This is a genomic window from Rhizobium sp. SJZ105, from assembly GCF_007828365.1.
Classification (GTDB): domain Bacteria; phylum Pseudomonadota; class Alphaproteobacteria; order Rhizobiales; family Rhizobiaceae; genus Agrobacterium; species Agrobacterium tumefaciens.
In genome coordinates this window covers 63,542-90,063 of record NZ_VIUP01000006.1, presented here as the reverse complement: position 1 = coordinate 90,063, position 26,522 = coordinate 63,542, and the positions used below count along the sequence as shown (strand labels likewise).

The 26,522-nt window shown below is 58.9% G+C and carries 29 protein-coding genes and 1 tRNA gene; 16 read left to right on the top strand and 14 right to left on the bottom strand.

Annotated elements, in window-relative coordinates; translation table 11 throughout:
* Together cydB and cydX are read left to right on the top strand one after the other, a co-directional pair.
* On the top strand, positions 1-1,158 hold the full coding sequence (cydB, locus tag FB593_RS18500; protein WP_111802028.1) for a cytochrome d ubiquinol oxidase subunit II: 1,158 nt from the start codon (positions 1-3) through the stop codon (positions 1,156-1,158).
* A 27-nt stretch (positions 1,159-1,185) separates the two neighbouring features.
* Complete coding sequence (gene cydX, locus FB593_RS18495; RefSeq protein WP_003498405.1) at positions 1,186-1,308, top strand: cytochrome bd-I oxidase subunit CydX; 123 nt, start codon at positions 1,186-1,188, stop codon at positions 1,306-1,308.
* A gap of 88 nt (positions 1,309-1,396) precedes the next feature.
* On the opposite strand, the gene FB593_RS18490 is transcribed toward cydX, so the two are convergent.
* The 7 genes from FB593_RS18490 to FB593_RS18460 form a co-directional block, all read right to left on the bottom strand.
* Complete coding sequence (locus tag FB593_RS18490; RefSeq protein WP_038494645.1) at positions 1,397-1,585, bottom strand: hypothetical protein; 189 nt, start codon at positions 1,583-1,585, stop codon at positions 1,397-1,399.
* 22 nt (positions 1,586-1,607) lie between these two features.
* A complete protein-coding gene (locus FB593_RS18485) occupies positions 1,608-2,027 on the bottom strand; it encodes a DUF3597 domain-containing protein (protein ID WP_004431862.1) in 420 nt (139 codons plus the stop codon).
* A gap of 12 nt (positions 2,028-2,039) precedes the next feature.
* Positions 2,040-2,291: a GlsB/YeaQ/YmgE family stress response membrane protein gene (locus FB593_RS18480; RefSeq protein WP_004431872.1), complete on the bottom strand. Its 252-nt coding sequence runs from the start codon at positions 2,289-2,291 to the stop codon at positions 2,040-2,042.
* A 135-nt stretch (positions 2,292-2,426) separates the two neighbouring features.
* The gene (gene nadC, locus FB593_RS18475) at positions 2,427-3,284 is read right to left on the bottom strand and encodes a carboxylating nicotinate-nucleotide diphosphorylase (protein WP_111802027.1); all 858 of its coding nucleotides are present in this window, start codon (positions 3,282-3,284) and stop codon (positions 2,427-2,429) included.
* Between the two features lies 1 nt (position 3,285).
* Positions 3,286-4,851: an L-aspartate oxidase gene (locus FB593_RS18470; RefSeq protein WP_145166835.1), complete on the bottom strand. Its 1,566-nt coding sequence runs from the start codon at positions 4,849-4,851 to the stop codon at positions 3,286-3,288.
* A complete protein-coding gene (nadA, locus tag FB593_RS18465) occupies positions 4,848-5,819 on the bottom strand; it encodes a quinolinate synthase NadA (RefSeq protein WP_013762087.1) in 972 nt (323 codons plus the stop codon). The genes FB593_RS18470 and nadA overlap by 4 nt, the downstream gene beginning before the upstream one ends.
* Positions 5,820-5,888: 69 nt before the next feature.
* Positions 5,889-6,791, bottom strand: a complete 903-nt coding sequence (locus tag FB593_RS18460) for an NUDIX hydrolase (protein WP_004431893.1) — start codon at positions 6,789-6,791, stop codon at positions 5,889-5,891.
* 208 nt (positions 6,792-6,999) lie between these two features.
* Between FB593_RS18460 and FB593_RS27860 the strand changes: the two genes are divergently transcribed.
* The 3 genes from FB593_RS27860 (at position 7,000) to FB593_RS18450 (ending at position 7,944) form a co-directional block, all read left to right on the top strand.
* Positions 7,000-7,227 (top strand): hypothetical protein, encoded by a 228-nt coding sequence (locus FB593_RS27860; protein WP_321186291.1) that lies wholly within the window; start codon positions 7,000-7,002, stop codon positions 7,225-7,227.
* Positions 7,217-7,372 carry a PAS domain-containing protein gene (locus FB593_RS27855; RefSeq protein ID WP_321186290.1) on the top strand — a complete coding sequence of 52 codons (156 nt, stop codon included), beginning with the start codon at positions 7,217-7,219 and terminating at the stop codon, positions 7,370-7,372. The genes FB593_RS27860 and FB593_RS27855 overlap by 11 nt, the downstream gene beginning before the upstream one ends.
* Before the next feature lie 71 nt (positions 7,373-7,443).
* Positions 7,444-7,944 carry a hypothetical protein gene (locus FB593_RS18450; RefSeq protein WP_025595216.1) on the top strand — a complete coding sequence of 167 codons (501 nt, stop codon included), beginning with the start codon at positions 7,444-7,446 and terminating at the stop codon, positions 7,942-7,944.
* 71 nt (positions 7,945-8,015) lie between these two features.
* On the opposite strand, the gene FB593_RS18445 is transcribed toward FB593_RS18450, so the two are convergent.
* Positions 8,016-8,091, bottom strand: a tRNA-Ala gene (locus tag FB593_RS18445).
* A gap of 152 nt (positions 8,092-8,243) precedes the next feature.
* Entirely contained in the window at positions 8,244-8,633 is a 390-nt protein-coding gene (locus FB593_RS18440; RefSeq protein WP_004431900.1) for a TIGR02300 family protein, read from the bottom strand.
* A gap of 198 nt (positions 8,634-8,831) precedes the next feature.
* Between FB593_RS18440 and cmk the strand changes: the two genes are divergently transcribed.
* Together cmk and rpsA are read left to right on the top strand one after the other, a co-directional pair.
* The gene (cmk, locus tag FB593_RS18435; protein WP_004431904.1) at positions 8,832-9,512 is read left to right on the top strand and encodes a (d)CMP kinase; all 681 of its coding nucleotides are present in this window, start codon (positions 8,832-8,834) and stop codon (positions 9,510-9,512) included.
* Between the two features lie 149 nt (positions 9,513-9,661).
* Positions 9,662-11,362, top strand: a complete 1,701-nt coding sequence (gene rpsA / locus FB593_RS18430) for a 30S ribosomal protein S1 (RefSeq protein ID WP_004431908.1) — start codon at positions 9,662-9,664, stop codon at positions 11,360-11,362.
* Between the two features lie 100 nt (positions 11,363-11,462).
* On the opposite strand, the gene FB593_RS18425 is transcribed toward rpsA, so the two are convergent.
* The 4 genes from FB593_RS18425 to FB593_RS18410 all read right to left on the bottom strand — a co-directional run bounded on the left by FB593_RS18425 (position 11,463) and on the right by FB593_RS18410 (position 15,579).
* Positions 11,463-13,019 carry a hypothetical protein gene (locus FB593_RS18425; RefSeq protein ID WP_035199937.1) on the bottom strand — a complete coding sequence of 519 codons (1,557 nt, stop codon included), beginning with the start codon at positions 13,017-13,019 and terminating at the stop codon, positions 11,463-11,465.
* A gap of 259 nt (positions 13,020-13,278) precedes the next feature.
* Complete coding sequence (locus tag FB593_RS18420) at positions 13,279-13,587, bottom strand: hypothetical protein (RefSeq protein WP_004431913.1); 309 nt, start codon at positions 13,585-13,587, stop codon at positions 13,279-13,281.
* 50 nt (positions 13,588-13,637) lie between these two features.
* A complete protein-coding gene (locus FB593_RS18415; RefSeq protein ID WP_004431915.1) occupies positions 13,638-14,870 on the bottom strand; it encodes a hypothetical protein in 1,233 nt (410 codons plus the stop codon).
* 82 nt (positions 14,871-14,952) lie between these two features.
* On the bottom strand, positions 14,953-15,579 hold the full coding sequence (locus FB593_RS18410; RefSeq protein WP_004431923.1) for a ribonuclease D: 627 nt from the start codon (positions 15,577-15,579) through the stop codon (positions 14,953-14,955).
* A 182-nt stretch (positions 15,580-15,761) separates the two neighbouring features.
* On the opposite strand from FB593_RS18410, the gene FB593_RS18405 reads away from it, so the two are divergent.
* The 8 genes from FB593_RS18405 to FB593_RS18365 all read left to right on the top strand — a co-directional run bounded on the left by FB593_RS18405 (position 15,762) and on the right by FB593_RS18365 (position 24,257).
* Positions 15,762-16,376 carry a nucleoside 2-deoxyribosyltransferase gene (locus FB593_RS18405; protein ID WP_025595211.1) on the top strand — a complete coding sequence of 205 codons (615 nt, stop codon included), beginning with the start codon at positions 15,762-15,764 and terminating at the stop codon, positions 16,374-16,376.
* A complete protein-coding gene (locus FB593_RS18400; RefSeq protein WP_004431929.1) occupies positions 16,373-17,122 on the top strand; it encodes an SDR family oxidoreductase in 750 nt (249 codons plus the stop codon). The genes FB593_RS18405 and FB593_RS18400 overlap by 4 nt, the downstream gene beginning before the upstream one ends.
* 555 nt (positions 17,123-17,677) lie before the next feature.
* The gene (locus FB593_RS18390; RefSeq protein ID WP_038494675.1) at positions 17,678-18,865 is read left to right on the top strand and encodes a M24 family metallopeptidase; all 1,188 of its coding nucleotides are present in this window, start codon (positions 17,678-17,680) and stop codon (positions 18,863-18,865) included.
* 120 nt (positions 18,866-18,985) lie between these two features.
* A complete protein-coding gene (locus FB593_RS18385; RefSeq protein WP_004431933.1) occupies positions 18,986-20,590 on the top strand; it encodes an ABC transporter substrate-binding protein in 1,605 nt (534 codons plus the stop codon).
* A 63-nt stretch (positions 20,591-20,653) separates the two neighbouring features.
* On the top strand, positions 20,654-21,661 hold the full coding sequence (locus FB593_RS18380; protein ID WP_004431937.1) for an ABC transporter permease subunit: 1,008 nt from the start codon (positions 20,654-20,656) through the stop codon (positions 21,659-21,661).
* Positions 21,658-22,572, top strand: coding sequence for an ABC transporter permease subunit (locus FB593_RS18375; RefSeq protein WP_004431940.1), 915 nt, complete (start codon positions 21,658-21,660; stop codon positions 22,570-22,572). Before FB593_RS18380 ends, FB593_RS18375 begins: the two co-directional genes overlap by 4 nt.
* Before the next feature lie 3 nt (positions 22,573-22,575).
* The gene (locus tag FB593_RS18370; RefSeq protein WP_004431942.1) at positions 22,576-23,415 is read left to right on the top strand and encodes an ABC transporter ATP-binding protein; all 840 of its coding nucleotides are present in this window, start codon (positions 22,576-22,578) and stop codon (positions 23,413-23,415) included.
* Positions 23,412-24,257: an ATP-binding cassette domain-containing protein gene (locus FB593_RS18365; protein WP_004431943.1), complete on the top strand. Its 846-nt coding sequence runs from the start codon at positions 23,412-23,414 to the stop codon at positions 24,255-24,257. Before FB593_RS18370 ends, FB593_RS18365 begins: the two co-directional genes overlap by 4 nt.
* Before the next feature lie 88 nt (positions 24,258-24,345).
* Here the strand turns inward: FB593_RS18365 and FB593_RS18360 are convergent, their stop codons facing one another.
* Positions 24,346-25,020, bottom strand: a complete 675-nt coding sequence (locus FB593_RS18360; protein ID WP_004431944.1) for a GntR family transcriptional regulator — start codon at positions 25,018-25,020, stop codon at positions 24,346-24,348.
* Positions 25,021-25,303: 283 nt separating this feature from the next.
* On the opposite strand from FB593_RS18360, the gene FB593_RS18355 reads away from it, so the two are divergent.
* On the top strand, positions 25,304-26,422 hold the full coding sequence (locus FB593_RS18355; RefSeq protein ID WP_004431946.1) for a mandelate racemase/muconate lactonizing enzyme family protein: 1,119 nt from the start codon (positions 25,304-25,306) through the stop codon (positions 26,420-26,422).
* Positions 26,423-26,522: the final 100 nt, after the last annotated feature.

Genomic DNA, 26,522 nt, shown 5'->3' with positions numbered 1-26,522 from the left:
ATGATATTGCATCAACTCATCGACTACGAAGTCCTCCGCGTCATCTGGTGGCTGCTGCTTGGCGTGGTGCTGATCGGTTTTGCCGTGACCGGCGGTTTCGATCTTGGCACGGGCGCGCTGCTGCCTTTCGTTGCGAAAACGGATCTCGAGCGGCGTGTCGTCATCAATTCCATCGGCCCGGTATGGGAAGGCAATCAGGTCTGGCTCATCCTTGGCGGCGGCGCCATCTTCGCCGCGTGGCCGCCGCTTTATGCGGTGTCTTTTTCAGGTTTTTACCTGGCGATGTTCGCCACCCTGTTTGCACTGATCCTGCGGCCGGTGGGGTTCAAATACCGCTCCAAGCGCGAGAGTACGACATGGCGCAGTACCTGGGATTGGGCGCTGTTTGTCGGTGGCTTTGTTCCCGCCCTGATTTTCGGTGTGGCGATCGGCAATGTGCTGCAGGGCGTACCCTTCCGCTTCAACGATGACCTCAGGATTTTTTACGACGGCACGACTTTGTTCGAGCTTCTCAACCCTTACGCAATCCTTTGCGGCCTCGTTTCCGTTTGCATGCTGGTGATGCATGGTGCGGCCTGGCTGGTGCTGAAGACCGAAGGGCCGGTCGCTGCGCGTGCCCGCAGTTTCGGCAGTGTTGCAGCACTTGCCACCACAGGTCTCTTTGCGCTTGGTGGCGTATTGTTGTGGCTCGGTATCGACGGGTATCGCTTCACCTCGGAAGTTGTGACCGACGGTCCGTCCAATCCGTTGTCAAAGACGGTCGAGGTCGCAAGCGGCGTCTGGTTTGCGAATTACGCGGCCCATCCATGGATGATGCTGGCACCGGCGCTCGGTCTTGCCTTCCCGCTCGTCGCCTTCCTGTTGTTAAGGGGCGGGCGTGAGGTGCTGGCGCTGCTTTCCAGTTCGCTTGCGATATTCGGCATCATCTCGACGGTCGGTCTGACGATGTTTCCCTTCATCCTGCCCTCTTCGATCGATCCGAAATCGAGCCTGACGGTCTGGGACGCATCGTCGAGCCATATGACGCTATTCATCATGCTGGTCGTCGCCCTCATCTTCATCCCTATCATCGTCGCTTACACCTCATGGGTCTATCGCGTGCTGTGGGGCAAGGTGGATGAAAAGGCGATCCGTGAAGACAGCGGCCACGCTTATTAATATCGAACAAATACAAGGAGATCGAACATGTGGTATTTCGCCTGGCTGCTCGGCCTGCCTCTCGCCGCCATTTTCGCCGTCATGAACGCCATGTGGTATGAGCTGATGGAAGAAAACGCCAGAAAGGCCGAGGCCAAGCCGGAAAAATAACGCTTCGGGGCACGGGGCAAAAAAAGGGCGGCGTCCAATCTGGATGCCGCCCTTCTTGTAGAAATCGCCGCGATTGACACGCGCGGTTTCAGTGGATCGCGATGCCGCGCTTGTCCGCTTCTTCCTTGATGATGTCTTCGACCAGCGCTCTCTTGAGATTTGGGTTTCCCAGAAGATAGTCGTCGGCAATCTCGAAAATCGATTTCGGATTCTCGGTCCTGTGCAGGGTGTCGAGGTCCTGGCCGATCTGCTCTCGCAAGTCTGAATAGTCGTCCATCGCGGTTCTCCCGGTCACTGGTTCAATGCAGAAGTTCTGCCGGAACCTTGCCGCCGTTTTCAGACAGCTTCTTGATGACAGCCTTGTGCAGCCAGATGTTCATTGTGGCTGAGTCCGAGGTATCACCGGTATAGCCGAGTTCGCTTGCCAGTTCCTTGCGAGCGGTTAGGCTGCTGTCCAGATCGAGCGCTTTCAGAAGATCGACGATCGAATGTTTCCAGTCGAGTTTCTGCCCGTTCTGCTTGACCGCCGCGTCCAGAATGGATGCGACATCGACGCTGCCGGTGGATGCCGGAGCAGCGGCTGTCGGTGCGGGTGCTGCTGGCTGAGCCGGAGCGGCCGGACTTGCGCCTGTCGTAGGCGCGCCAGCTGGCGCCGAAGTCTGCGGTGCAGCCTCTGCCTTGCCAAAAATCGCGTTCTTGATCTTGTCGAAAAAGCTCATTGTGTCCTCCCTCTATCGGCGAAATGCGCGCCCGATGGCAATGAGAATGCATGCGCCGATGAAACCGGCGATAAGGTATCCAATCCAGCCTCCGAGCGAAATGCCCACAAGCCCAAGCAGGAAATTGGCGACGATGGCGCCAACGATGCCGAGAATTATGTTCATGAAAAGACCCATGTTGCTTTTCATGAACTGTTCGGCAAGCCAACCGGCTACGCCGCCGATGATGATTGCTGCAATCCAGCCGATTTGTGCGTCTTCCATAACAGGCCTTTCCTTTGTGAGAGAGGTCCGCAGGCATATGGACAGGCTTTTGCGCGCACTGATCCCCCCGCCTCTTGACCCCAGGCAGGGAATTAACGGCCAATCGAGGATTTTGTTCCGGTCTCCTTGCTTTCGTCAGCTTTGGCTTTGAAAGTCCAGCCCGATATCCAGAACCGGCGCGCTGTGGGTCAGCCAGCCGACGGAGATGAGATCGATGCCGGTTGCTGCAATGGCTGCTGCGGTTTGAGGCGTGATGCGTCCGGAGGCCTCGGTGATGGCGCGTCCGGCGACGATCTGCACCGCGTCGCGCAGCTGTTCCGGCGGCATGTTGTCGAGTAGAACCGCATCGACCCCTTCCTCCATCGCTTCGCGCAATTGCAAGAGCGTATCCACCTCGACCTCGATCTTGACCAGATGTCCGACACCCGCCTTGGCGCTGCGGATAGCGTCACGCACGCCGCCGGCTACGGCGATGTGGTTGTCCTTGATGAGTACAGCATCATAAAGGGCAAAACGGTGGTTCATGCCGCCACCGGCGCGCACGGCATATTTTTCCAGCGCCCTGAGGCCCGGCGTCGTTTTGCGGGTGCAGGCAACCGAGGCTCTGGTGCCGGAGATGGCGGCAGCAATTGTGGCGGTGACGGACGCGATGCCTGAGAGATGGCCGAGAAAATTAAGGGCGGTGCGCTCCGCCGTCAAAAGACCGCGCGAGGGACCCTCGATCGTCGCGATAATATCGCCCGGAGCGACCGCCGCGCCATCCTGCACCTGCCGCCTCATCACGATTGTCGGGTCCACCAACTGGAAAGCCAGTTCTGCGGCATCAAGACCTGCGATGACACCCGGTTCACGCGCCGCCATGACGACGACTGAGCGATGATCAGCGGGGATGACTGCGGCAGACGTGATGTCGCCCGCCAGACCCAGGTCTTCCAGCAGGGCGTTGCGGACAAGCGGCTCCACGATAATGCGTGGCAGAGGGGTGAGGGTCATGTCAGGCGCTCCGCGCAATGCTGGAAGAAAAAAGATTGGACGATAAGAGGTCATGGGCAATGGCGATGACATCGGACAGGCAAAGCCTGCGCCTTGTGGCGGTCGCGTCCTTTTCCGGGAAGTCGTTACGGAAATGGGCCCCGCGCGATTCTCTTCGCAAGGCGGCGAAGACGGCGATTGCGAGCCCGACGATGGCGGGATCGGATGCCGGGCCGCTCTGTTCGGCCAGTGGGAGAAGTTCGCTGATCGCGCTGATCAACCCCGCTTCATGTCTGGCGATGCCGAGATGGCGGGAGACGATGGGCCGGACGACTGACGGGTCTGCTGCCGAAAGAACAGGCGTTGCGAATGGCGTGACAGCTGTCACCCGTTTTGACGCCGGTCGGGCGGCAATATCTTTTGCCGCACGCATGCCCATGGCAGCCGCCTCCAGCAGGGAGTTGCTGGCCAGCCGGTTAGCCCCGTGAAGACCGGTGCAGGCGGTTTCGCCCGCAACCCATAGGCCCGGCACGGAACTACGGCCATTACCATCCGTGGCGACGCCGCCCATGTGGTAGTGAACGGCGGGACGGACGGGCACGAGTTCGCGGGCGGGGTCTATACCAGCCTCGCGGCATAGCAGGTCGATTGACGGGAAACGCGCCGAAAAACCGCTGCCGATCGCCTTGCGGGCATCGAGAAAGACTTTGCCGCCGCGCAGGATTTCCCGGTCGATGGCGCGGGCGACAATATCGCGGGAGGCAAGTTCTGCACCCGGAACGGTCGCCATGAAACGTTCGCCGCTTTCATTGAGAAGAACGGCACCTTCGCCCCGCACTGCCTCGCTGACCAGAGCCAGCGGCCGCCGGGGAGAGGAAAGCGCCGTTGGGTGGAACTGGACGAATTCCATATCAGTGAGGATGGCTCCGGCGCGCGCGGCGAGCATGATCCCCTGTCCGAAATTGCCGGTGGGATTGGTGGTGGCCTCATACAGCCCGCCGAGGCCACCGGTCGCAAGAATGACGTTTGTGGCCGGCAGAACAAAGCTGCCCTTTTGCCCGGCGCAGATGAGACCGGCTATGGCCCCGCCTTCTGTCAGCAGCCGGCGCACCTCCGCACCTTCCAGGACTGCGATGGACGGCGTGTTGAGAACGGCGGCTGCAAGAGCCCTCACAATGGCCGCACCCGAGCCGTCACCTTCGGCATGCAGGATGCGCCGGCGGCCATGGGCGGCTTCCAGCCCGAAAACGAGCCTGCCTTGTGCATCGCGATCGAAACGAACTCCGGCTCGTTCCAGGGCATCGATGACTGCGGGGGCGGTGGAGACGATATCTGCTGCCATAGCCGCGTCACAGATGCCGTCGCCTGCGGCGAGCGTATCGGCAAGATGCAGTGCAGTGCTGTCGTCAGCGCCAAGGCTTGCAGCAATGCCGCCCTGCGCCCAGGCGCTGGACGTTTCGCCACCGAGCGCGCCGCGGGTCAGAAGCAGGACCGGTTGCGGTGCGAGCGTCAATGCTGCCATCAGGCCGGCAATACCGCTGCCGACGATGACCGTCCTGCCCGCATATTGCGACAGAGCGTCACTCATACCGCCAGCATCCTCTCCACCGCGCGGCGGGCGGCGACCGCAACAGCCGGATCGATTGTCACCTCGTGGCGGTTTTCTTCAAGCGCTGTGCGGATATTGCCGAGCGTGATGCGCTTCATGTGCGGGCAGAGGTTGCAGGGGCGGATGAATTCGACATCGGGATGATGCACGGCGACATTGTCGCTCATCGAGCATTCCGTCAAAAGCACCACGCGGGCCGGTCTTTCCCGGCCGACATAATCCGACATGACAGCGGTCGAGCCGGAAAAATCTGCGGCCTCAACGACATCGGGCGGACATTCGGGATGCGCGAGAACGGTGATGCCGGGATGGCTTTCGCGCAATTCCCTGATGTCGTCGGCGGTGAAAAGCTCATGCACCTCGCAATGGCCGCGCCATGCGATGAGTTCGACATTGGTCTCCCGCGCTACATTCTTCGCCAGATATTCGTCCGGCAGCATCAGCACGCGCGGCACGCCGAGCGATTCCACCACCTGGCGGGCATTGCCGGAGGTGCAGCATATGTCGGAAGCCGCCTTCACCGCCGCCGAGGTATTCACGTAGGTGACGACAGGAACGCCGGGATAGGCCTTGCGCAGAAGTGCGATGTCTTCGGGCGTGATAGAATCGGCGAGCGAGCAGCCGGCGGCCATATCCGGAATAAGCACGGTTTTTCCCGGATTGAGCAGCTTTGCCGTCTCAGCCATGAAATGCACGCCGGCGAGAACGATCACATCCGCTTCTACTTCCATTGCCTTGCGCGCAAGGGCGAGGCTATCGCCAACGATATCGGCAACGCCGTGGAAGATTTCCGGCGTCTGGTAATTATGGGCGAGGATGACGGCGTTGCGCCTGCGCTTCAGATCGAGGATCGCCTCCACATCATCCTGAAAACCCATCCATTCCGCCTTGGGAATGACGCGGCTGACCCGGTCGTAAAGGCTTGCGGCAGATATCTGTTCGTTCACGGCACTCTCCCATTTATACTCTATTTGAGTATATCTACGGCAAAGAGATATTCTCATTGTGAGCATATGTCAATTGCGGGAGAGTGGCAGTTTGGTTCCGGAAAGGGCGCGTTCATCCACAACGGTCTGGCGGAATCGGAAGAGCTTTGCAGGGCGTCCGCCGGTTTCGGTCGCCATGTCGCCAGTTTCTTCCACCAGCTGTTGCTGTTCTATCAGCCGGCGGAAGTTCTGCTTGTGCAGCGTCAGACCGGCGAGCGCCTCCACCGCGCGCTGCAATTGCAGCAGGGTGAAAGCGTCGGCCATCAGTTCGAAAACTACAGGCCGGTATTTAATCTTAGCCCGGAGGCGCGCGATGCCGGTGGCAAGAATGCGACGGTGATCGGCAAACATCGGTCTGCCGAAATTGATCCGAGGCTCACTCTGGGCTTCTTCGACCAGTCCGGCCTCATAGAGCAATTCGTAGCGCTGAAGTGTCAGTTCCTCGTTCCAGCCGCCGCCATCAAGGCCGAAGGTGAAGTCGGCGCGTAAATGGCGCTGGCCTTTGCAGGCAGGGTCGGAATCCGCCCAGCAGCGCAGCTTCTCGATGATTGTGTCCAGAACCGCCGGCCGGCCCTGCCGATGGTCTTCCCAAGGAAAATACTCGTACCAGCCATGCCAGATAGGGCGGCCATTGCCGGGCGGCTCCTGTTCGCGAACCAGCCCGAGATAACCGATCGATATGGTTCTTCCGCCAAGAATGTCATTGTTGCGGTCCCGGTCGGCGAAGGTGTAGAGTTGTTCGAGATAGCCGACGGGATGATGTGTCTGTTCGTGTATCCACTCTCTCAACCCGCTCTGAAGCGTCCTGTGTCCGAATTCAAACGGCCCTGATGGAAGTGCCGCGCCCGCCCGCACGGTCATTACCCGCGGCTCGTCCGTGGTGATGGCGGTGACGACGGCGATGAGTTCGGCGTGGGCAAGCCCTATGGTCACGGCGGCTCCTCTGGTAGATGGCGTCGGTATCGACCTTCTTTGGCACAGGAATGCCTGTTCGCCAACAAGCGGGCGGGGAAACGCGGATGCCGCCGCGCATGTAAAACTTTACGTAGCGATCAGACAAAAGAATAAGTGCTTGTGGTTAGTCGCGTATCGTCCTTTATGTTAAGACCCGCGTCAAAAGCATCCATAATGTAGAAGGCCGATGTTAGAGGATATATATCTCGAAGAAACACTTGTGGGTTATTACACCTGGAACGTGGGACAGAATCTGGTTTATCTGGATGCTGTGGCGGCTCGCCTGCGCGAATTTTCCGAAGAGAAAGCCGCCCGCGGCATTCCCGTGGAGGATTTCATAGATCAGATCGAAAGCGGCTCGCGCGCGCGTGGCCAAGGCGGTTTACAACTCGCTGACGAACGGCGTGTTCTATGATCAGCAATACCGCATCGAACTCAAATCCGGCGATTTTCGCTGGCTGCGGACAACGGGCAGGGTTATCCTTGATGGTGACCGCATTCCAATCATGGCGATGGGCACGGTGCGAGACATCACCTCGCGCAAGATTTTATTGATGTAATATTTATCGCGTTCGGTCTGTCTTGAAAAACGCCGATCTATTTCTTGTCGATTGTTTTGATGTGCGGTGACATGGTTCGGCAGGTTTTCATTTTGCTGTTTCAGATCGTGCTGGTCACGGGGCTTGGTATAGCCGGCATCCGCATCGCCTCGCTCATGAATGGCGAGGCGGCATATCCAGCGACTGGCCTCTCCGCAAACACGGAAACGCTGTGGACGACCTCTCCGGTCAGGGTCGATCCCCGCCATCAGAATTATGAGCGTATTCCGACCCCGCCCGATCCATACCCCCTGAAAATATATGCGGATCAGCGCCTGCGCGTTGCGTCCAACAATCGCTTCACCTTCAAAGGACAGGAGTTCCGCCTCGCCGGCGTGGAAGACATCGACCGCAACCGGGTTTGCGCCGGACCTGACGGCCGCCGTTATGCCTGCGGCCTGAACGCCTTCAAGGCGCTGGAGAACCGCCTGCGCGGCAAATATCTGGAATGCCGGGTGCTGGAAGAAGGCGGCGGCGTTCCGTCGGTGGAATGTCGGATCAACGGGCAGGATGTGCGGGCGCTCTTGCAATAGTCAACGCGAAGAACAGACAATGCCGCACGAACGCCCGTGCTGGACGATAGAAATTTGTATTTTAGAAGGTTTGGTGGAGCTAAGCGGGATCGAACCGCTGACCTCTTGCATGCCATGCAAGCGCTCTCCCAGCTGAGCTATAGCCCCATAAGGGTTCCGGAATTTCGTCCGGTTCCGGGAACCGAAGCGGCTGTTGTTCCGTTCGGTGGCGGCTTACTACTTCGGCTAATCGAAGAGTGCAAGCACAAAAAACAGCCCGGCTTCATTTTTTTGTCGCCGGGCTGGTTTATCCAATAAGATCAAGCTTCTTCGTCGTCGCCCGGTACGCCGATGATGCCGGACATGTCGTCGTCATCGTCGTCTTCGTCGGCTTCAAGGAAGGTGTCGTCGTCGTCGCCGATTTCCACGTCGTCGTCATCGTCGCCCAGGTCCGGGATATCGTCGCCGCTGTTGTCGCCGTCGGCGTCTTCCAGCGATACGAGTTCGACTTCCGTGTTTTCGGCATCGACTTCCGCGACTTCTTCTTCTTCAGCCTGCTCGAGCTTTGCCTGAGCGGTGCTTTCTTCAAAGAAAGAGAGCGGCCAGGACTTGCCGCTATAGGGAGAAACGACCGGGTCGCGGTTCAGATCGTAGAACTTCTTGCCGGTATCGGGGTCTGTGCGCTTGGTACCAAGGTCCGCTTTTGCCACTGTCTAAGCCTCAAATTGTCGAATGAGTTTCGGTGTGTACGCCGTAAAACCGGCATAGACGGTAAAATTTCTAGCCGGTCCCCTTAATCGTTGCGGTCTTTCGTGTCAAAGACAAACTTTGGAGGCCGCCCTCCCATGATGCGACTTGTATGTCAGGCTGCTCATAAAGATTGGAGGCCGACGCACTCTACTGTATTAATGATGGACGCACAGGCAGAAAGCTTCATGACCTTTACGATTGCCATAGATGGGCCAGCTGCGGCGGGCAAAGGGACCTTGTCACGCAAGATTGCGGAGACCTATGGTTTCCATCATCTCGACACCGGGCTGACCTACAGAGCCACGGCCAAGGCACTTCTTGACGCCGGCCTGTCGCTCGATGACGAGAAAGTCGCTGAAAAGGTGGCGCTGCAACTCGACCTTGCCGGCCTCGACCGCGCGGTGCTTTCAAGGCACGATATCGGCGAGGCGGCGTCCAGGATTGCGGTGATGACGCCGGTGAGGCGCGCGCTCGTGACAGCGCAGCAGCGGTTTGCGGCAAAGGAACCGGGCACGGTTCTGGATGGCCGCGACATCGGCACGGTGGTGTGCCCTGATGCGCCGGTGAAACTCTACGTCACCGCTTCGCCGGACGTGCGGGCGCGCAGGCGTTATGATGAAATTGTCGCCAACGGCAGCGTTGCAGACTACGACGCCATTTTCGCCGAGGTGAAGAAACGCGACGAGCGCGACATGGGCCGAGCCGACAGCCCGTTGAAACCGGCTGAAGACGCGCACTTGCTAGATACGTCGGAAATGAGTATAGAGGCGGCGTTTCAGGCCGCGCGGATGATTATCGACGCCGCCCTGAAGAAACAGGTTTTTCGCGGAACCGCTTGAATCGGTCCGCGTTTAGTCCGGAATTGCCTGAAGACATGTCCTTGCGCCGGGAAGCCTTTTGAAAAGGCGGGCATGGGTTCGGGTATCAACAACGCTAGCCCACCGGCGCTTTTGTATTCGCTCTCGCGCGGATGCAATCAGGAGATTTCATGTCAGTATCTACCCCCACGCGCGAAGATTTCGCAGCGCTTCTCGAAGAATCCTTTGCCTCTAACGATCTTGCCGAAGGCTATGTTGCCAAGGGTATCGTGACGGCAATCGAGAAGGACGTTGCCATCGTCGACGTTGGCCTCAAGGTTGAAGGCCGCGTACCGTTGAAGGAATTCGGCGCGAAGTCCAAGGACGGCACGCTGAAGGTCGGCGACGAAGTCGAAGTTTACGTCGAGCGCATCGAAAACGCACTCGGCGAAGCCGTTCTGTCGCGCGAGAAGGCTCGCCGCGAAGAAAGCTGGGTCAAGCTCGAAGCCAAGTTCGAAGCTGGCGAGCGCGTCGAAGGCGTTATCTTCAACCAGGTCAAGGGTGGTTTCACCGTCGATCTGGACGGCGCCGTTGCCTTCCTTCCGCGTTCGCAGGTCGACATCCGTCCGATCCGCGACGTTACCCCGCTGATGCACAACCCGCAGCCCTTCGAAATCCTCAAGATGGACAAGCGTCGCGGCAACATCGTTGTCTCGCGCCGCACGGTTCTCGAAGAGTCCCGCGCCGAGCAGCGTTCTGAAATCGTTCAGAACCTCGAAGAAGGCCAGGTTGTTGACGGCGTCGTCAAGAACATCACCGATTACGGTGCGTTCGTTGACCTCGGCGGCATCGACGGCCTGCTGCACGTTACCGACATGGCATGGCGCCGCGTCAACCATCCTTCGGAAATCCTCAACATTGGCCAGCAGGTCAAGGTTCAGATCATCCGCATCAACCAGGAAACCCACCGTATCTCGCTCGGCATGAAGCAGCTCGAGTCCGATCCGTGGGATGGCATCTCCGCCAAGTACCCGGTTGGCAAGAAGATCTCCGGTACGGTCACGAACATCACCGACTACGGTGCATTCGTAGAGCTGGAGCCGGGCATCGAAGGCCTGATCCACATTTCCGAAATGTCCTGGACCAAGAAGAACGTACATCCCGGCAAGATCCTGTCCACGAGCCAGGAAGTTGACGTTGTCGTTCTCGAAGTCGATCCGTCCAAGCGCCGTATCTCGCTCGGCCTCAAGCAGACGCTGGAAAACCCGTGGCAGGCATTTGCCTTCAGCCATCCGGCCGGCACTGAAGTCGAAGGCGAAGTCAAGAACAAGACCGAATTCGGCCTGTTCATCGGCCTCGAAGGCGATGTCGACGGCATGGTTCACCTGTCGGATCTCGACTGGAACCGTCCGGGCGAACAGGTCATCGAAGAGTTCAACAAGGGTGACGTGGTCAAGGCCGTCGTTCTCGATGTTGACGTCGAGAAGGAACGCATCTCGCTCGGCATCAAGCAGCTCGGCAAGGATGCTGTCGGTGAAGCCGCAACGTCCGGCGACCTGCGCAAGAACGCAGTCGTTTCGTGCGAAGTCATCGCCGTTAACGACGGTGGCGTGGAAGTGAAGCTCGTCAACCACGAGGACATCACCTCCTTCATCCGCCGCAACGACCTCGCACGCGATCGTGACGATCAGCGTCCGGAGCGTTTCGCAGTTGGCCAGGTTTTCGACGCTCGCGTCGTCAACTTCTCGAAGAAGGACCGCAAGGTCATGCTTTCGATCAAGGCTCTGGAAATCGCTGAAGAGAAGGAAGCCGTCGCACAGTTCGGTTCGTCCGACTCTGGCGCTTCGCTCGGCGACATCCTCGGTGCGGCTCTGAAGAACCGCAGCGAATAATCGCTAGAGATCGTTTGATATAAAGAACCCGCCGGAATTTTCCGGCGGGTTTTTTGTTGGCTACAGTGTTCGTGGCACAGGCCAATGGGCGGCGCGGAATTCAGTGCATGCCACTCATCTTGAGGTAATAATTTTCCGCACTGTCGTCGAAAGCCGCTGTCCGCGGATTTTCCCCATCCCCAATCTCGTCATTGGCGGCCACCCGCTCTTCCATCTCGTCTTGACCGTCGGGATTTTCGCCCTCCGCCTCGCCATTCGCTTCATCCTCGGAAAATGGACCACGCCCGCGATGCGGCGTTTCCGATTCGTGGTCCTCTTCCGCCGGTGGGTATGCGACGAGCGGTAACGGCGTGCCGTCTTTTGCCAGAGCTGCAGCGATCAGCGATTGCGAGGCCGTTTGTTCCAGCATCGCCATTCTTGCTTCCGGGTCGAGAGCGGCGCGGGGCATGGGCTGGGCTTCTGGCCGGTTGGTAATCGTCTCCGTTTCCTCCCCGGTCGGGTGGATGGGCGCTGCGAGGGCAGTTTTTTCGGCAGGCTGCTCTTCGAGTGGTTGCGGTACGGCGCCCGGTGGCGTGGCGGAAAGCTGGGCAGCGGTGGTGGCCTTGGCGGGAAGTTTGCCGGCCACTGCAGCAAGGAGCAGGTTTTCCATATCCTTGGCGCCAGCCGTGGACTGGCCGGATGGCGGGTTCAAGGTAGTGCGGATTTCCCTCGGCTCCAGCTTCATCGTGTCCCGATGCTGAAGTGCAGGGCGCATCTCGGCGTTCTCAGCCCGTGGCGGATTTGCCGGGCGGGCATCTGTCGAAGCTTCTTTTGTTGTGCTGCCCGTTTGCGGCTGAGGCGAGCGTACGGTGCTTTCGGCGGCTTTCCCTTCCGGTTTTGCCGAATCGTGCGGAGAGTCGGACATGTCGGCAGGTGGGGCGGGAAGATTGGCCTGCGGGCCTTGCGGCGCTGCCTGCGCCGCAACCATGGCTTTTATTGCGGCGGCGCTTTGGGCAAGCGGGCCGATGAGCATAGGCAACAGCCGGCCGGGCGCGGCGGCGGTTGCCGGTTGTGCTGTTGTTGTGGTGGTCGTTGCCGGGTTTGGGCGGCCGTCAGCACTCTGGCTCGGGCCGTTCTGCTGTCTCGCTTGCACTGGCTGCGCGGTCACCGGATTGGCCGAATTGTTCTGCTGATAAGAGGACACCACCGCCTTCGCCGCAAGATCCGTTCCCTTGTAGCGGGAAAGTTCGATCAGCAGCGCAAGCCTTGCGGCATCCGGCCCGGTTGGCTGTTTCAGGATTTCTGCGAGCATCGAAAGGCTCAACCCCTGCAGGACTTTGCTGACCTGTTGTTCCAGCGCCAGGCGCTGCGGTGCGGGCAGGGCGCGCAGCGCATCCGTCAGACGCATCACATAGGTTTGAATGGCTTCGCCGTCGCGCCTTGGGAGGTTCATCAGCTTGCCAAGCGCCTCCGCCAGAACGGCGGTGCTGCGGGAAAGCTGATATTCGCTGGCGAGAGAGGTGACTGCGGCTTTGGCGAAAAGACTGCTGCCATTGTCGGGAGCAAGATTGCTTGCCTGCGGCTGCACGGCCTCCTTCGGCTCCCCGCGCTGCGTCTGCGAGGCTGCGGCTCCATAGGCGGCATCGGCTGCCGGAATTTTCGGTACAGGCGGTAACATGCTGCGCTCCGTTCCTATCGATTACCGCCGCTGGCTGCGAAAGGGCCAGTCCCTGGCTCTCTGATCCGCATTTGGCCTATGTTGAAAGATTGCCGCGCCGGTGATGTACAGGTGTCATCTCGCCCGCTCATGCGGGAGCGCCGTGTGCGTCGCTGGCAGGAATGCCAGCTCTTCGCGATGCACACAGAATCATCAACCCTGAGTCTGGGCCGTAGATATTAAGAATTCGCTAACCATAAAAATCGTGTCGATATGGCAATCAGGGAGAGACGCTGATGAACATGCGGTAAAGCCCGTTATCGTCGGAATTGACCGATGAAATATGGTCCGGTTCGCTATCCGCTGCCTCAAAGGCTTCCGGTGGCATCGCGTCGAGCCAGCTTGCCTTGGGAAAACCTCTCTCGGGGCGATTTTCCACGGGGGCGATGAGGTTGTCTTCCTCGCTTGCGGCAACGAAATTGTCGTCATTCGGCGCCAGCGGCGGAGCGGCGATGGAGAGCAGCGCTTGCGCCGCATTTGGTTCGGCATCGAGGCCGGCGCTGCCGGATATGCCGGAAATTTGAGACATGTTTGAACTCACATCATGTTTCGCTCAAGTGACTATCGGTAGCGGCGAGATCATGCCGCCTTCTTCTTCAGCAGTGCATAAATTCCATTGTCGTCTATCGAGATCGGCAAAATGGCGCTGCGGGCGTTATCGACGACTGCCTGAACATCAAGCAGTTTTTCGGCGTCGTCTTTCTGATCGGCTTCCGTCTTGGTTGCGGCGTCTGTCTCTGCGGGTTCGTTGTCATTTTCAGCCTGGGCCGTTTCGCTTGATGGCGTTGCCGCGAGCACGGAGATAAGGGCGATTTCCGATGAAATATCGACCGGGCCTTGCCCGTCAGTGCCTTGCGCTTTTTCTTCGGCGGCAGCGTCTATGTGTTCCTTCACGACGTCCTGAAGTTTTTGCACATCCTCCAGCTTGCCCTGTGCGTCTCGGGTCTGGATATCCTCTTCCCGCTCCGCCGCAACTTCGGCATCGTTGATTTCGCCCATGCGGTTTTTGCCGCGTTCGGCCTGCAATTCTTCCTTGGTTTTCGGATCGGCAACGTCTTCCAGGCGCTGGATGACCTTCATGGTTTCCCGTGTCATGAATTGGGTGCCCTGCGCCTGATCGTTCAGCGCATTCTTCACGGCGCGTGCCGCATCGCCAAATGGGTTTGCGATTGCGGCGATCATCTGCTGCGCGGAAATACCAAGTTCCTTGAGGCCAGTCGATTCTTCGAGATCATTGACATTTTTGGGTGCGGTGGCGCGCACTGCCATGATTGCTTTCGACATCTGCACGCCGAAATCTTCTTCCTTGCCGCTCAGGCCGGCATTTTGGGCAATGCGTGCGGCAAGTGCTGCCATGGGCGCGGTCTTGGCAGTTACGCCGTTATTCAGGACTTCCACGACCTGCGCTTCCGAAACGCCGAAGGATTTCAGCGAAATCGTCGTGGCTTTTCCTGCCGCATCGGTTTTTTCAAAGCCGTCGGTCAGGGTCAGCGCGTCCTGAAGCCTTTGTGCGAAAGCGGCGTTCGATTCATTGTTTTCCTGGGTGATGCCAAGCGCAGACGAGAAACGGGAGACAAGCGAGGCGAAGGCATCGCCATCAGGCTTCATGGCGCCGAACAGATAGGCGCTTATCTTTTCATTGGCAACGCGATGGCTTTGGTCCGGCTGCGGCTGGGTCTTTATCGTCTCGTCTTTTTTGGTACCGTTCGCTTTTTCCTGCTCTTCGCGATGGCGTTCCTCAATGGTTTCCACCATCGACCGCATGAGGTCGCTGACTGCAATGCTTGCCGTCTGCTGCAACGGTGTAATCATCTGGAAGTCCCCGGCCACCCAAAGTTGCGGCCGAGAATAGGCAGTTTCGGTAAATCAGTCCTTAAACGAAGCGTGAAACCGCTCAGCTATGGGCGAAGATATCCGTTTCGTCCCAGCCCAGAAGATCGAGCTTGGCACGGGTCGGCAGAAACGCGAAACAGGCATCGGCATGATCGAGGCGACCATCACGCACGAGGCGGTGTGTCAGCTTGTCGCGCAGCGCATGCAAATGCAGCACATCGGATGCAGCATATTCGAGCTGTGCGGGTGACAGTTTTTCTGCTGCCCAGTCGGACGATTGCTGCGCCTTGGAGATGTCGACCTCAAGCATTTCCTTCAGATTGTCCTTCAGCCCGTGCCGGTCGGTATAGGTGCGGGTCAGGCGGGAGGCGATCTTGGTGCAGAAAACCGGCGTCGTCGTCACACCGAACGTGTGGAACAGAACGGCGATATCGAAACGGCCATAGTGAAAAATCTTCTGCCGGGCAGGGTCTGCAAGCATATGGGTGAGGTTTGGAGCCTCCTTCTGGCCGGCGGCGATGCGGATGACATCCGCCGTACCGTCTCCAGGAGAAAGCTGAACGACACAGAGACGGTCGCGGCGTGGCACCAGCCCCAGTGTTTCCGTATCGATTGCGATGGCGCCAAGGTAGCGTGCGGCATCTGCGGCGGAAATATCGCCTTCGTGATAACGGATGGTTGCTGCCATTGTCTTGCTCCGGGAATGTCCAGTTCGTTGCTCCGGCTATAACGGAAAGACAGGTTTGACGATACCGTTTTGTAGGTCGCTCCGACGCGCCTTGGCGCATGTCCCCTTGGTACTTGCGTTTGCGAAAGTCTCCGGGTTAGGTTTGCGGAAATCCTGTTTCTCCAAATTGTATGAAATTTCCTATGACAAAGAAAATCTATCTCGCCGGGCCGGAGGTCTTCCTCCCGAATGCCCGTGAAATGCTCGACCTCAAGGCCTCGCTTGCACGCGAGGCCGGGTTTACGCCGCTTTCGCCGGGCGATTTGGAAATTCCGCCCGCGGACACGAAAATCGGCCACGGCTGCAACATCAATGCCATAGACGAGCGGATGATGCTGGAAGCGGATGCGGTCATCGCCAATCTCACGCCGTTTCGCGGCATCGCCGCCGATACGGGAACGAGCTACGAACTGGGGTTCATGTGCGCGCTGGGCAAGCCGGTTTTCGCCTACACCAATGTCGCGGCCAATCACTTCACCCGCATCAAGGCGCAATATAACGGTGTTGCCGCAATCGATGAAACAGGGCGCTATCGCGGCCCGGACGGTTTGTCGATCGAGAATTTCGACATGGTCGACAATCTCATGCTGCACGGCGGAATTTTGCGGCGTGGCGGCGTCGTCATCGTTGGCAACGCGACGGCAGAGGCCCTTTATACGGATCTCGAGGCGTATAAGCGCTGTCTGGCGGCCGCCGCTGAAAAATTACTGACACAGACTGATCCCGACAGAACGAATTTACTGGAGACATCATCATGAGCGGTACCATCCTCATCACCGGCGCCACGTCCGGCTTCGGACAGGCCACGGCGCGGCGCTTCGTCAAGGAAGGCTGGAAGGTCATTGGCACAGGTCGGCGGGCGGAACGGCTGGAGGCCCTGGCGCAAGAACTCGGCTCCGCCTTTCACGGCGCTGCCTTCGATGTTACCGACGAAGATGCCACTAAAAAGGCACTTGCGGCTTTGCCGGAAGGTTTCCGGGACATCGATATTCTCGTCAACAATGCGGGGCTTGCGCTCGGCACCGCACCTGCACCGCAGGTGCCGCTGAAAGACTGGCAGACCATGGTGAACACCAACATCACCGGTCTTTTGAACATCACCCACCATCTTTTGCCCACGTTGATCGACCGCAAGGGCATTGTCATCAACCTTTCCTCGGTAGCTGCGCACTGGCCCTATGCGGGCGGCAATGTCTATGCCGGAACGAAAGCCTTCCTGCGGCAATTCTCGCTAGGTCTGCGCTCCGACCTGCATGGCAAGGGCGTGCGCGTCACCTCGATCGAACCGGGCATGTGCGAAACGGAATTCACGCTTGTTCGCACCGGCGGCAATCAGGATGCCTCGGACAATCTTTACAAGGGCGTCAATCCGATCACGGCCGAGGATATCGCCAATACGATCCATTGGGTCGCCTCGCAGCCCAAACATATCAACATCAACAGCCTCGAACTCATGCCGGTCAACCAGTCCTTTGCCGGTTTTCAAGTGCATCGGGAAAGTTGATTTCCAACGTCTTCTGCGGGAGTGCTAAAAAACAAAGCAGGAATTTTCGAGCTATGCAAAAATGCAATGCTGCATTGCGAGACTTGCTCTGTTAAAAATCGCGGATACCGCTATATTCAAAACATCGAAGCGACGCACTCCTCCTCCCAGTGTCGCTCGATGCGGATCGGTGGTACTCCTCCTCCCAATCACCGATCAAGTTTGAAGCCTGCCGCACCTCCTCCCGCGGCAGGCTTTTTCCTTTTCTGGGCTTCTTTTTCCAATGCATCTTGCGGTGAGGTTTCTGCGCGCCGTCTGCGCCCGGATGACCGATACCCCGCTTTTCCCCTTAAGTTTTCGGGGGATTTCTGATTTTCCCGTCAAGGCGATGATTGTCGAAATCGGGCGCGTGTCGATCACGATTTCGTTATGTCTAGATGAATATGCACAGTTTTGTGGCGGTGCATCGTCCTGGCCCATTGCTTAGGCCCCGGCCTGTGTTTAAGCATTGGCAAAAGAACGCTTGGGAGTTGCCAACACGCTTGTGTCTGTGCGCCTGAAAGCGGCGGGGAGAGAATGGCAGACTTTCAAGAGGCGCTGAAGCGGTTTCAGCCGATCGCGGTTTCATCGATCGCTGAAGACGAGCTCGGGTTGCGGTTGCGCGGCCTGCAAGCGCAGCTAATCCAGCAAAATATCAAGGCGGTCTGGCTCGATGCATCATCGTCGCTGACCTATTATACTGGCCTGTCGCTTGGTCTTTCGGAGCGCATTCACGGCGCCCTGGTGCCGGCAGAAGGCAAGCCGGTCTATGTCAGTCCGGCATTTGAGGAGCCGAAACTACGGACGATGATCCGTATCGAGGGCGAAGTTGCCGTCTGGGAAGAGGATGAAAGTCCTTTTGACCTGATGGCAAAGCGCATCGAAGCGCTCGGCTGTCCCGGCCACCTTGTCGCGATCGATCCTGCCACTCCTTTCGTTTTCGCATCGGCCCTGATGCAGCGTCTGGAAGGCCGCATCATTTCCGCCCAGCCGATGATTGTCGCACAGCGGCAGGTCAAATCCGCAGCCGAGATTGCCATCATCCAGGCGGCGATGGATGCGAGCTACGGCGTGCAGAAGGCCGTGTTCGAGGGGCTGCGTCCCGGCATATCCACCACGGAAGTGGCTGACTTCGTTAACGCCGCACATGTTGCGCTTGGCATGAAGCCGCTTTTCGTGGCGGTTCAGTTCGGCGAGGCGACGGCTTATCCGCATGGCGTGCCCTATGCGCAGACGCTTGTTGACGGCGACATGGTGCTGGTCGATCTCGGCGGCATCCTTCATGGCTATCGTTCGGATATCACCCGCACCTATGTGTTCGGCCAGCCGACGGAACGGCAGCGTTTTCTCTGGAACGCCGAGCGGGACGCGCAGGCTGCTGCCTTTGACGCGGCCCGGGTCGGTGCTGCCTGCTCGGACGTGGACAAGGCCGCGCGCGACAGCCTGAAGGCGGCCGGTTTTGGGCCGGATTATCAGGTTCCGGGTCTACCGCATCGCACCGGCCATGGGCTTGGGCTGGATATTCACGAAGAACCCTATATCGTTGCAGGAAATGCCACGGCACTTCAGCCGGGAATGTGCTTTTCCATCGAGCCGATGCTGTGCGTTTATGGGGAATGCGGCGTCCGTCTCGAGGATATAGCTTATATGACGGAGGCGGGACCACGCTGGTTCTGCCCGCCGGAAAAGAACCTCGACCGGCTGTTCCAGCCGGTCGCCGGGTAATTGGTCGGGAGGCACAGGACCGAACGGCGACACGGGGCTCCGCGTCGTCGCTGACCAGGACAGGTAGGCCCCTTAAAACGGGGTCGCATAAACTCAGAAAAAGAGGGAAAGGACCACCAGATGAAAACGCTGACCCGCAGTTTGCTTATAGCCTCTGCGCTTGCGATGGCTTCCGCCGTGCCCGCCATGGCGAAGACCTTCGTTTATTGCTCCGAGGCATCTCCGGAAGGCTTCGATCCTTCGCCTTACACCGCCGGCGGCACCTTCGATGCCTCCGCGCATCCGGTCTACAACCGTCTGACCGAGTTCAAGAAGGGCACGACCGAAGTTGAGCCAGGCCTTGCCGAAAAGTGGGAAGTTTCGAGCGATGGCCTCGAATACACGTTCCACCTGCGCAAGGGCGTAAAGTGGCACTCCAACGAGAAGTTCACGCCAAGCCGCGATTTCAACGCCGATGATGTGATCTTCAGCTACAACCGCCAGGGTGACACAAAGAACCCGTGGAACCAGTATATCGCAGGCATCACCTACGAATATTACAACTCCATGGAAATGCCGTCGCTGATCAAGGAAATCGTCAAGGTTGACGATTACACCGTGAAGTTCGTGCTGACCCGTCCTGAAGCTCCGTTCCTTGCCAATATCGCGATGCCTTTCGCTTCGATCGTTTCGAAGGAATATGCTGATACGCTTGATAAGGCCGGCACCAAGGAAGACTTCAACAACCTGCCGATCGGCACCGGCCCGTTCAAGTTCGTCGCCTATCAGAAGGACGCGGTCATCCGCTACCAGAAGAACGCCGACTACTGGGGCGAAGCTCCGAAGATCGACGATCTGATCTTCGCGATCACGCCGGACGCTGCCGTTCGTCTGCAGAAGCTGAAGGCTGGCGAATGCCACCTTATGCCTTATCCGGCCCCGGCCGACCTCGCCACCATTCGTGCCGATTCCAACCTCAAGCTCGATGAACAGCCGGGCCTGAACGTTGCCTACTTCGCCTACAACACCACTGTTGCACCTTTCGACAAGCCGGAAGTCCGCAAGGCGCTGAACATGGCGATGAACAAGCAGGCCATCATCGACGCCGTATTCCAGGGTGCCGGCACGGTTGCCAAGAACCCGATCCCGCCGACGATGTGGTCCTACAACGACAGCATCAAGGACGATCCTTACGATCCGGAAGCTGCCAAGAAGGCTCTCGAAGCCGCTGGCGTCAAGGATCTGACGATGAAGATCTGGGCGATGCCGGTTCAGCGTCCATACATGCCGAATGCCCGCCGCACCGCCGAGCTGATCCAGTCGGATTTCGCGAAGGTTGGCGTCAAGGCCGAGATCGTCTCCTTCGAATGGGGTGAATACCTCAAGAAGTCGACTGAAGTGAACCGCGACGGTGCCGTCATCCTCGGCTGGACCGGCGACAACGGTGACCCTGATAACTTCATGGGCGTTCTGCTTTCCTGCGCTGCAACCGGCGAAGGCGGTGCAAACCGTGCTCAGTGGTGCAATAAGGAGTTCTCCGAACTGCTTTCCAAGGCAAAGCAGACCACTGACGTTGCCGAGCGCACAAAGCTTTATGAGCAGGCGCAGGTGATCTTCAAGGAACAGGCTCCGTGGGCGACGCTTGCGCACTCCACGCAGTTCGTTCCGATGTCCGCCAAGGTTTCCGGCTTCACCATGAGCCCGCTTGGCGACTTCACCTTCGAATCCGTCGATATCGCTGAGTAATCCCAAACAACAGGACGCGCGGAAGAACTCAGGTTCTTTCGCGCGTCTTTTCAGGAAAAAACCATGATCCGGTTCATTTTCGGCAAACTTCTCTATCTCGTTCCGACATTTCTCGGGATTACCATCGTTGCCTTTGCCTTCGTTCGCGTCCTGCCGGGCGATCCCGTGCTGTTGATGGCGGGTGAGCGCGGCATTTCGCCCGAGCGGCATGCACAACTTGCCGAACAGCTCGGCTTTAGCCAGCCTATCTGGCAGCAATATCTCCATTTTCTGGGGCGGCTGCTTCAGGGTGATCTCGGCAATTCGCTGGTCACCAAGAAACCCGTTCTGACCGAGTTCCTGGCGCTCTTTCCCGCGACAGTCGAGCTTGGCCTCGTCGCCATCATCCTCGCCACACTGATCGGTGTGCCGGTCGGCGTCATCGCCGCCATCCGCCGTGGCTCGTGGTTCGACCAGATCTCCATGACGACGGCGCTGGTTGGCTTCTCCATGCCTATCTTCTGGTGGGGCCTGCTGCTCATCATCATGTTCTCCGGCATCCTGCAATGGACACCGGTGTCGGGCCGTATCTCGTTGATGTATTTCTTCCCTTCCGTCACCGGTTTCATGCTGATCGACAGCCTGATTTCAGGGCAGAAGGGTGCTTTCGCTTCGGCTCTGTCACATCTCATCCTGCCTTCGGTGGTGCTTGCCACCATCCCGCTTGCAGTTATTGCCCGCCAGACACGGTCGGCAATGCTCGAAGTCCTCGGTGAGGATTATGTGCGGACAGCGCGTGCAAAGGGCATGTCGCCGTCCCGTGTCGTCGGCGTTCACGCATTGCGCAACGCCATGATCCCGGTCATCACCACCATCGGCCTGCAGATCGGTGTGCTGATGGCGGGTGCAATCCTGACCGAAACCATCTTCTCCTGGCCGGGCATCGGCAAGTGGATGATCGATTCCATCTCGCGCCGCGACTATCCGGTCGTGCAGAGCGGCCTGCTTCTGATCGCGGGTCTGGTGATGATCGTCAACCTGCTTGTCGATCTCACCTATGGCCTCATCAATCCAAGGATCCGTCACAAATGAGCGATGTGACCACAGCTCCCGGCGTCAGGCTTTCCGACGCCGCCATCCGCCGCCGGATGATCGCCGATTTCTGGTTCTACTTCCGCCAGAACCGTGGCGCCGTCGTCGGCCTTGCCGTCTTCCTTCTTCTGGTTCTGATCGCGGTTTTCGCAGCCGTGATTGCCCCGCATGACCCGACCCAGCAATATAGAGACGCGTTGCTCGTCCCGCCGGTCTGGCAGGATGGAGGCCGTACCGCATTCCTGCTCGGCACCGACGCTGTCGGCCGCGACATGCTGTCCCGACTGATCTATGGCGCGCAATATTCGCTGTTCATCGGCGTCGTCGTTGTTTCCATCGCCCTTGTCGGCGGCATTGTCATCGGTCTCGTCGCCGGCTTCTTCGGCGGCTGGGTGGACACTGTCATCATGCGCGTGATGGACGTCATCCTGGCGTTTCCATCGCTGCTTCTGGCACTGGTGCTGGTTGCGATCCTGGGTCCGGGGTTGACCAACGCCATGATCGCGATTGCCATCGTCTATCAGCCGCATTTCGCGCGTCTGACGCGTGCAGCTGTCATGAGCGAGCTTCGGCGTGAATATGTCACCGCCGCCCGTGTGGCGGGTGCCGGCAATTTCCGGCTGATGTTCAAGACGATTTTGCCGAACTGCCTTGCACCTTTGATCGTGCAGGCGACGCTCTCCTTCTCATCTGCCGTTCTCGATGCGGCGGCTCTCGGCTTCCTCGGCATGGGCGCGCAGCCGCCCGCATCCGAATGGGGCACGATGCTGGCCGAAGCCCGCGAGTTCATCCTGCGCGCCTGGTGGGTCGTTACCCTTCCCGGCCTGACGATTCTCGTATCGGTGCTCGCCATCAACCTGATGGGTGACGGGCTGCGCGATGCGCTCGATCCCAAACTGAAGCGGAGCTAAGCGATGAGCCTGCTGAAAATCAAGAACCTCACCGTCAAGTTCGCCACCGCCACCGGCGCGTTCACGGCCGTCAACGGCATCGACGTCTCCGTGGACAAGCATGAGGTGCTGGCCATCGTCGGCGAGTCCGGTTCCGGCAAGTCGGTATCCATGCTCGCCGTCATGGGGCTTTTGCCCGATACGGCGACGATCACCGCCGACGAGATGATCTTCGATGGTATAAACCTGCTGGCCATGTCGCCGCAGGAGCGCCGCAAGCTGATCGGCCGTGAGATCACCATGATCTTCCAGGAGCCAGTTGCGTCGCTCAACCCGTCCTTTACGGTCGGTTTCCAGATCGAGGAGGTGCTGCGCCTCAATCTCGGCATGGGCCGGTCTGCGGCGCGTGCACGCGCACTGGAGCTGTTCCGGTCCGTCGGTATTCCCGATCCGGAAACCAAGCTCAATGCCTATCCGCACCAGATGTCCGGCGGTCAATGCCAGCGTGTGATGATCGCCATCGCCATCGCTTCCAAACCGCGTCTCTTGATCGCCGACGAGCCGACCACCGCGCTCGACGTGACGATCCAGAAACAGATCCTCGATCTGTTGATGGATCTGCAGGAAGAATACGGCATGGCGCTGATCCTCATCACCCATGACATGGGTGTCGTGGCCGAAACAGCAGACCGCGTGGTCGTGCAATATAAGGGCCGCAAGATGGAGGAAGCGGATGTGCTGAGCCTGTTTGAGGCCCCGCAACATCCCTATACCAAGGCATTGCTTTCCGCGCTGCCGGAACATGCGACCGGCGACCGCCTGCCCACGGTTTCCGACTTCTTCGGCAAGGAGGGCGTTCAATGAGCATCGTTGTCGAAGGCAAGGGCATTACCCGCCATTATCACGTTCCGGGCGGCCTGTTCGGCGGAGCAAAGACCGTGCAGGCGCTGAAAGGCATCGATTTTGCCGTCGAGCGCGGCAAGACGCTCGCCATCGTCGGCGAGTCCGGTTCCGGCAAATCGACGCTTGCACGCATCATCGCGCTGATCGACCCGGCATCCGGTGGCGAGCTGAAGATCGACGGCCAGCCGGTCGATATCGCAAAGCGCCGTCCCGGCACGGACATGCGCTCCAAGGTGCAGATGGTGTTCCAGAACCCCTATGGTAGCCTCAATCCGCGCCAGAAGGTTGGCGACGTGTTGATGGAGCCGCTTGTCATCAACACCAAAATGCCGGCGTCCGAGCGTCGTGAGCGGGCTGAAGCCATGCTCGTGAAGGTTGGACTGGGTCCCGAACACTTCAACCGATATCCGCACATGTTTTCTGGCGGCCAACGGCAGCGCATCGCGATTGCGCGGGCGCTGATGCTCAACCCCGCACTTCTGGTGCTGGACGAGCCTGTCTCGGCACTCGATCTTTCAGTGCAGGCGCAGGTGCTAAACCTGCTGAGAGATCTCCAGGAAGAGTTCGAGCTGACCTACGTCTTCGTCAGCCACGACCTTTCCGTCGTTCGCTATATCGCCGATGACGTCATGGTTATCTCGAAGGGTGTAGCCGTGGAGCAGGGCACGCGCGAGGAACTATTTGCCGATCCGAAGCACGCCTATACACGCCAGCTTTTTGCCGCCACTCCGGTAACGGATGTAGACGCCATCCGCGCCCGCGTGGAGCGCCGCAAGGCGGCACGGCAGGCTGCGACTGCTTGAGATCGACGATTGACCGATGAATAAGTGGAACAGGCCGGATTTCCGGCCTGTTGTTTTTTCAGGACTTCAAAAGATTGCGGGGGTACGCTCAGGCGCCGGCCTCTCTCAGCAGACGCACCTGCCGCAGCGTATTCTGCCGGCTACGCTCCAGATGGCGCCATAGGGCGTCGATAATCTGGGCCTTGCTGCGGGCGGCTATGGCGTCGGCAATGTTCTGGTGTTCCTCGACAGAGCGGGCGTAGTCGCCAAGGATCGATACGAAAACCGTGTGGGTCTGGTCGAGAATGCGCCCATGCGTGCCGGAAATGACCGGAATGCGCGCGGCCGAAACAAGGGCCGTGTGGAAGCTGCGATCGTGAAACAGCGCTTTGGAGAGATCGTCCAGCGTCGCGCTCGTGGCAAATTCACGGTGTTTCGCAAGGCTTTCCAGAAGCTGCGCATGCAAGGCTTCGTCCAGCTGCCCGGCATCGAAGGCCACTTCCACAGCGCCTTTTTCCAGCAGCATTCTGGCGGCGTAGAGTTCTTCCACATCCTCCACGGTAAAATCGCGCACCACCATGCCGCGCCTTGAGGAATTGACCACCAGCCCGTCTGCCTCGAGTTTCAGGCATGCTTCCTTGACCGGCGTGGGGCTGATGCCGAGATCGGCGGCAAGTTCGTTGGGCAACAGCCGTTCGCCGCCGCGCAATCTGCCGCTGACGATGCGCGCCCGCAGTTCCTGATGCGCTTGGTCGGCGAGCGTGACTTTGATCAGTGTGTTCATGGCAACACCATCACCTAACCGCGAGTGACAGGCAATGACAGAATATAAAAAATAAAAAATTTTTTATTTTACAATGGTCGATTTTGCTTTAGCTGTATCCGTCATCGGAAGCTGGCTGCTGGAGGAGGGTGGCCGGGCAATCCCCTGAGGCTTCATCTCCTGCGGTCATTGATCGCGGGGCCGAGGCGACATTCCACTGGTTGATCGGTAGAGCTTCGATCAGAACGGAACTTCCGTTTATTCCTCCCCAAAGGCTGCTCAAGCGTCGAGGAATTGACCGATCATGAAAATAACCGCTGTCGAACCTTTCATCCTGCATCTGCCGCTGACATCGGAATCCATTTCCGATTCCACCCACAGCATCACCCATTGGGGCGTCGTCGGCGCAAAAATTACGACGAGTGACGGCCTTGAGGGATACGGCTTCACCGGCACCCATGCGCATCTGCCGTCCGACCGGTTGATCACATCCTGCATCAGCGATTGCTATGCGCCTCTGCTGATCGGCGAGGATGCATCCGAACATTCGCGGCTGTGGACAAAACTTGCCCGTTATCCGTCCCTGCAATGGGTCGGCCGCGCGGGCATCACCCATCTGGCGCTGGCTGCGGTCGATGTGGCGCTCTGGGATCTGAAGGCGAAGAAGGCGGGCGTTCCACTCTGGCAATACCTCGGCGGCGCGCACACCACAGGGGTCGAAGCTTACAATACCGATATAGGCTGGCTTTCCTTCAATCTCGAAAATCTGCTGGCGGGCAGCGCCAGGGCAGTTGAAGAGGAAGGTTTTACCCGCCTGAAAATCAAGGTCGGGCACGATGATCCGAATATTGATATCGGACGCCTCGCGGCGGTGCGCAAGCGTCTCGGCTCCGCGATACGCATCGCTATCGATGGCAACGGCAAGTGGGATCTGCCGACATGCCAGCGCTTCTGCGCGGCGGCAAAGGATCTGGATATCTATTGGTTCGAAGAACCGCTCTGGTACGACGATGTGACCAGCCACGCGCGGCTGGCACGCAACACATCCATTCCCATCGCTCTCGGAGAGCAGCTTTATACGGTGGATGCGTTCCGGTCATTCATCGACGCGGGCGCTGTTGCCTATGTCCAGCCGGATGTAACCCGGCTTGGCGGCATCACCGAATATATCCAGGTCGCTGACCTCGCGCTCGCCAATCGCCTGCCTGTCGTTCCGCATGCCGGTGAGATGAGTCAGGTGCATGTGCATCTGAGTTACTGGCATCCGGCATCGACCATCCTCGAATATATTCCGTGGATCAAGGACCATTTCGAAGAGCCGATCCATGTTCGCGATGGTGTTTACAAGCGCCCGGAGCATCCCGGCGCCAGCACCACGCCTTTGGCCGAAAGCATCGCCCGCTACGGCAAAGCGGTGAAATGAAACAGAGGCGTTCAGCCCGGATTGCATCCGGCCACGGGGCTTCGGCGTCGTCAAAGGAATCGTGCGCTATCGAAGACTTGATCGCACCGTCACCCAGAAT

Coding starts and splice junctions, on each gene's coding strand:
- cydB (WP_111802028.1), top strand. CDS start 1: ATGATATTGCATCAACTCATCGACTACGAAGTCCTCCGCGTCATCTGG.
- cydX (WP_003498405.1), top strand. CDS start 1,186: ATGTGGTATTTCGCCTGGCTGCTCGGCCTGCCTCTCGCCGCCATTTTC.
- FB593_RS18490 (WP_038494645.1), bottom strand. CDS start 1,585: ATGGACGACTATTCAGACTTGCGAGAGCAGATCGGCCAGGACCTCGAC.
- FB593_RS18485 (WP_004431862.1), bottom strand. CDS start 2,027: ATGAGCTTTTTCGACAAGATCAAGAACGCGATTTTTGGCAAGGCAGAG.
- FB593_RS18480 (WP_004431872.1), bottom strand. CDS start 2,291: ATGGAAGACGCACAAATCGGCTGGATTGCAGCAATCATCATCGGCGGC.
- nadC (WP_111802027.1), bottom strand. CDS start 3,284: ATGACCCTCACCCCTCTGCCACGCATTATCGTGGAGCCGCTTGTCCGC.
- FB593_RS18470 (WP_145166835.1), bottom strand. CDS start 4,851: ATGAGTGACGCTCTGTCGCAATATGCGGGCAGGACGGTCATCGTCGGC.
- FB593_RS27860 (WP_321186291.1), top strand. CDS start 7,000: ATGTTAGAGGATATATATCTCGAAGAAACACTTGTGGGTTATTACACC.
- FB593_RS18450 (WP_025595216.1), top strand. CDS start 7,444: ATGGTTCGGCAGGTTTTCATTTTGCTGTTTCAGATCGTGCTGGTCACG.
- cmk (WP_004431904.1), top strand. CDS start 8,832: ATGATGGACGCACAGGCAGAAAGCTTCATGACCTTTACGATTGCCATA.
- rpsA (WP_004431908.1), top strand. CDS start 9,662: ATGTCAGTATCTACCCCCACGCGCGAAGATTTCGCAGCGCTTCTCGAA.
- FB593_RS18425 (WP_035199937.1), bottom strand. CDS start 13,019: ATGTTACCGCCTGTACCGAAAATTCCGGCAGCCGATGCCGCCTATGGA.
- FB593_RS18420 (WP_004431913.1), bottom strand. CDS start 13,587: ATGTCTCAAATTTCCGGCATATCCGGCAGCGCCGGCCTCGATGCCGAA.
- FB593_RS18415 (WP_004431915.1), bottom strand. CDS start 14,870: ATGATTACACCGTTGCAGCAGACGGCAAGCATTGCAGTCAGCGACCTC.
- FB593_RS18410 (WP_004431923.1), bottom strand. CDS start 15,579: ATGGCAGCAACCATCCGTTATCACGAAGGCGATATTTCCGCCGCAGAT.
- FB593_RS18405 (WP_025595211.1), top strand. CDS start 15,762: ATGACAAAGAAAATCTATCTCGCCGGGCCGGAGGTCTTCCTCCCGAAT.
- FB593_RS18400 (WP_004431929.1), top strand. CDS start 16,373: ATGAGCGGTACCATCCTCATCACCGGCGCCACGTCCGGCTTCGGACAG.
- FB593_RS18390 (WP_038494675.1), top strand. CDS start 17,678: ATGGCAGACTTTCAAGAGGCGCTGAAGCGGTTTCAGCCGATCGCGGTT.
- FB593_RS18385 (WP_004431933.1), top strand. CDS start 18,986: ATGAAAACGCTGACCCGCAGTTTGCTTATAGCCTCTGCGCTTGCGATG.
- FB593_RS18380 (WP_004431937.1), top strand. CDS start 20,654: ATGATCCGGTTCATTTTCGGCAAACTTCTCTATCTCGTTCCGACATTT.
- FB593_RS18375 (WP_004431940.1), top strand. CDS start 21,658: ATGAGCGATGTGACCACAGCTCCCGGCGTCAGGCTTTCCGACGCCGCC.
- FB593_RS18370 (WP_004431942.1), top strand. CDS start 22,576: ATGAGCCTGCTGAAAATCAAGAACCTCACCGTCAAGTTCGCCACCGCC.
- FB593_RS18365 (WP_004431943.1), top strand. CDS start 23,412: ATGAGCATCGTTGTCGAAGGCAAGGGCATTACCCGCCATTATCACGTT.
- FB593_RS18360 (WP_004431944.1), bottom strand. CDS start 25,020: ATGAACACACTGATCAAAGTCACGCTCGCCGACCAAGCGCATCAGGAA.
- FB593_RS18355 (WP_004431946.1), top strand. CDS start 25,304: ATGAAAATAACCGCTGTCGAACCTTTCATCCTGCATCTGCCGCTGACA.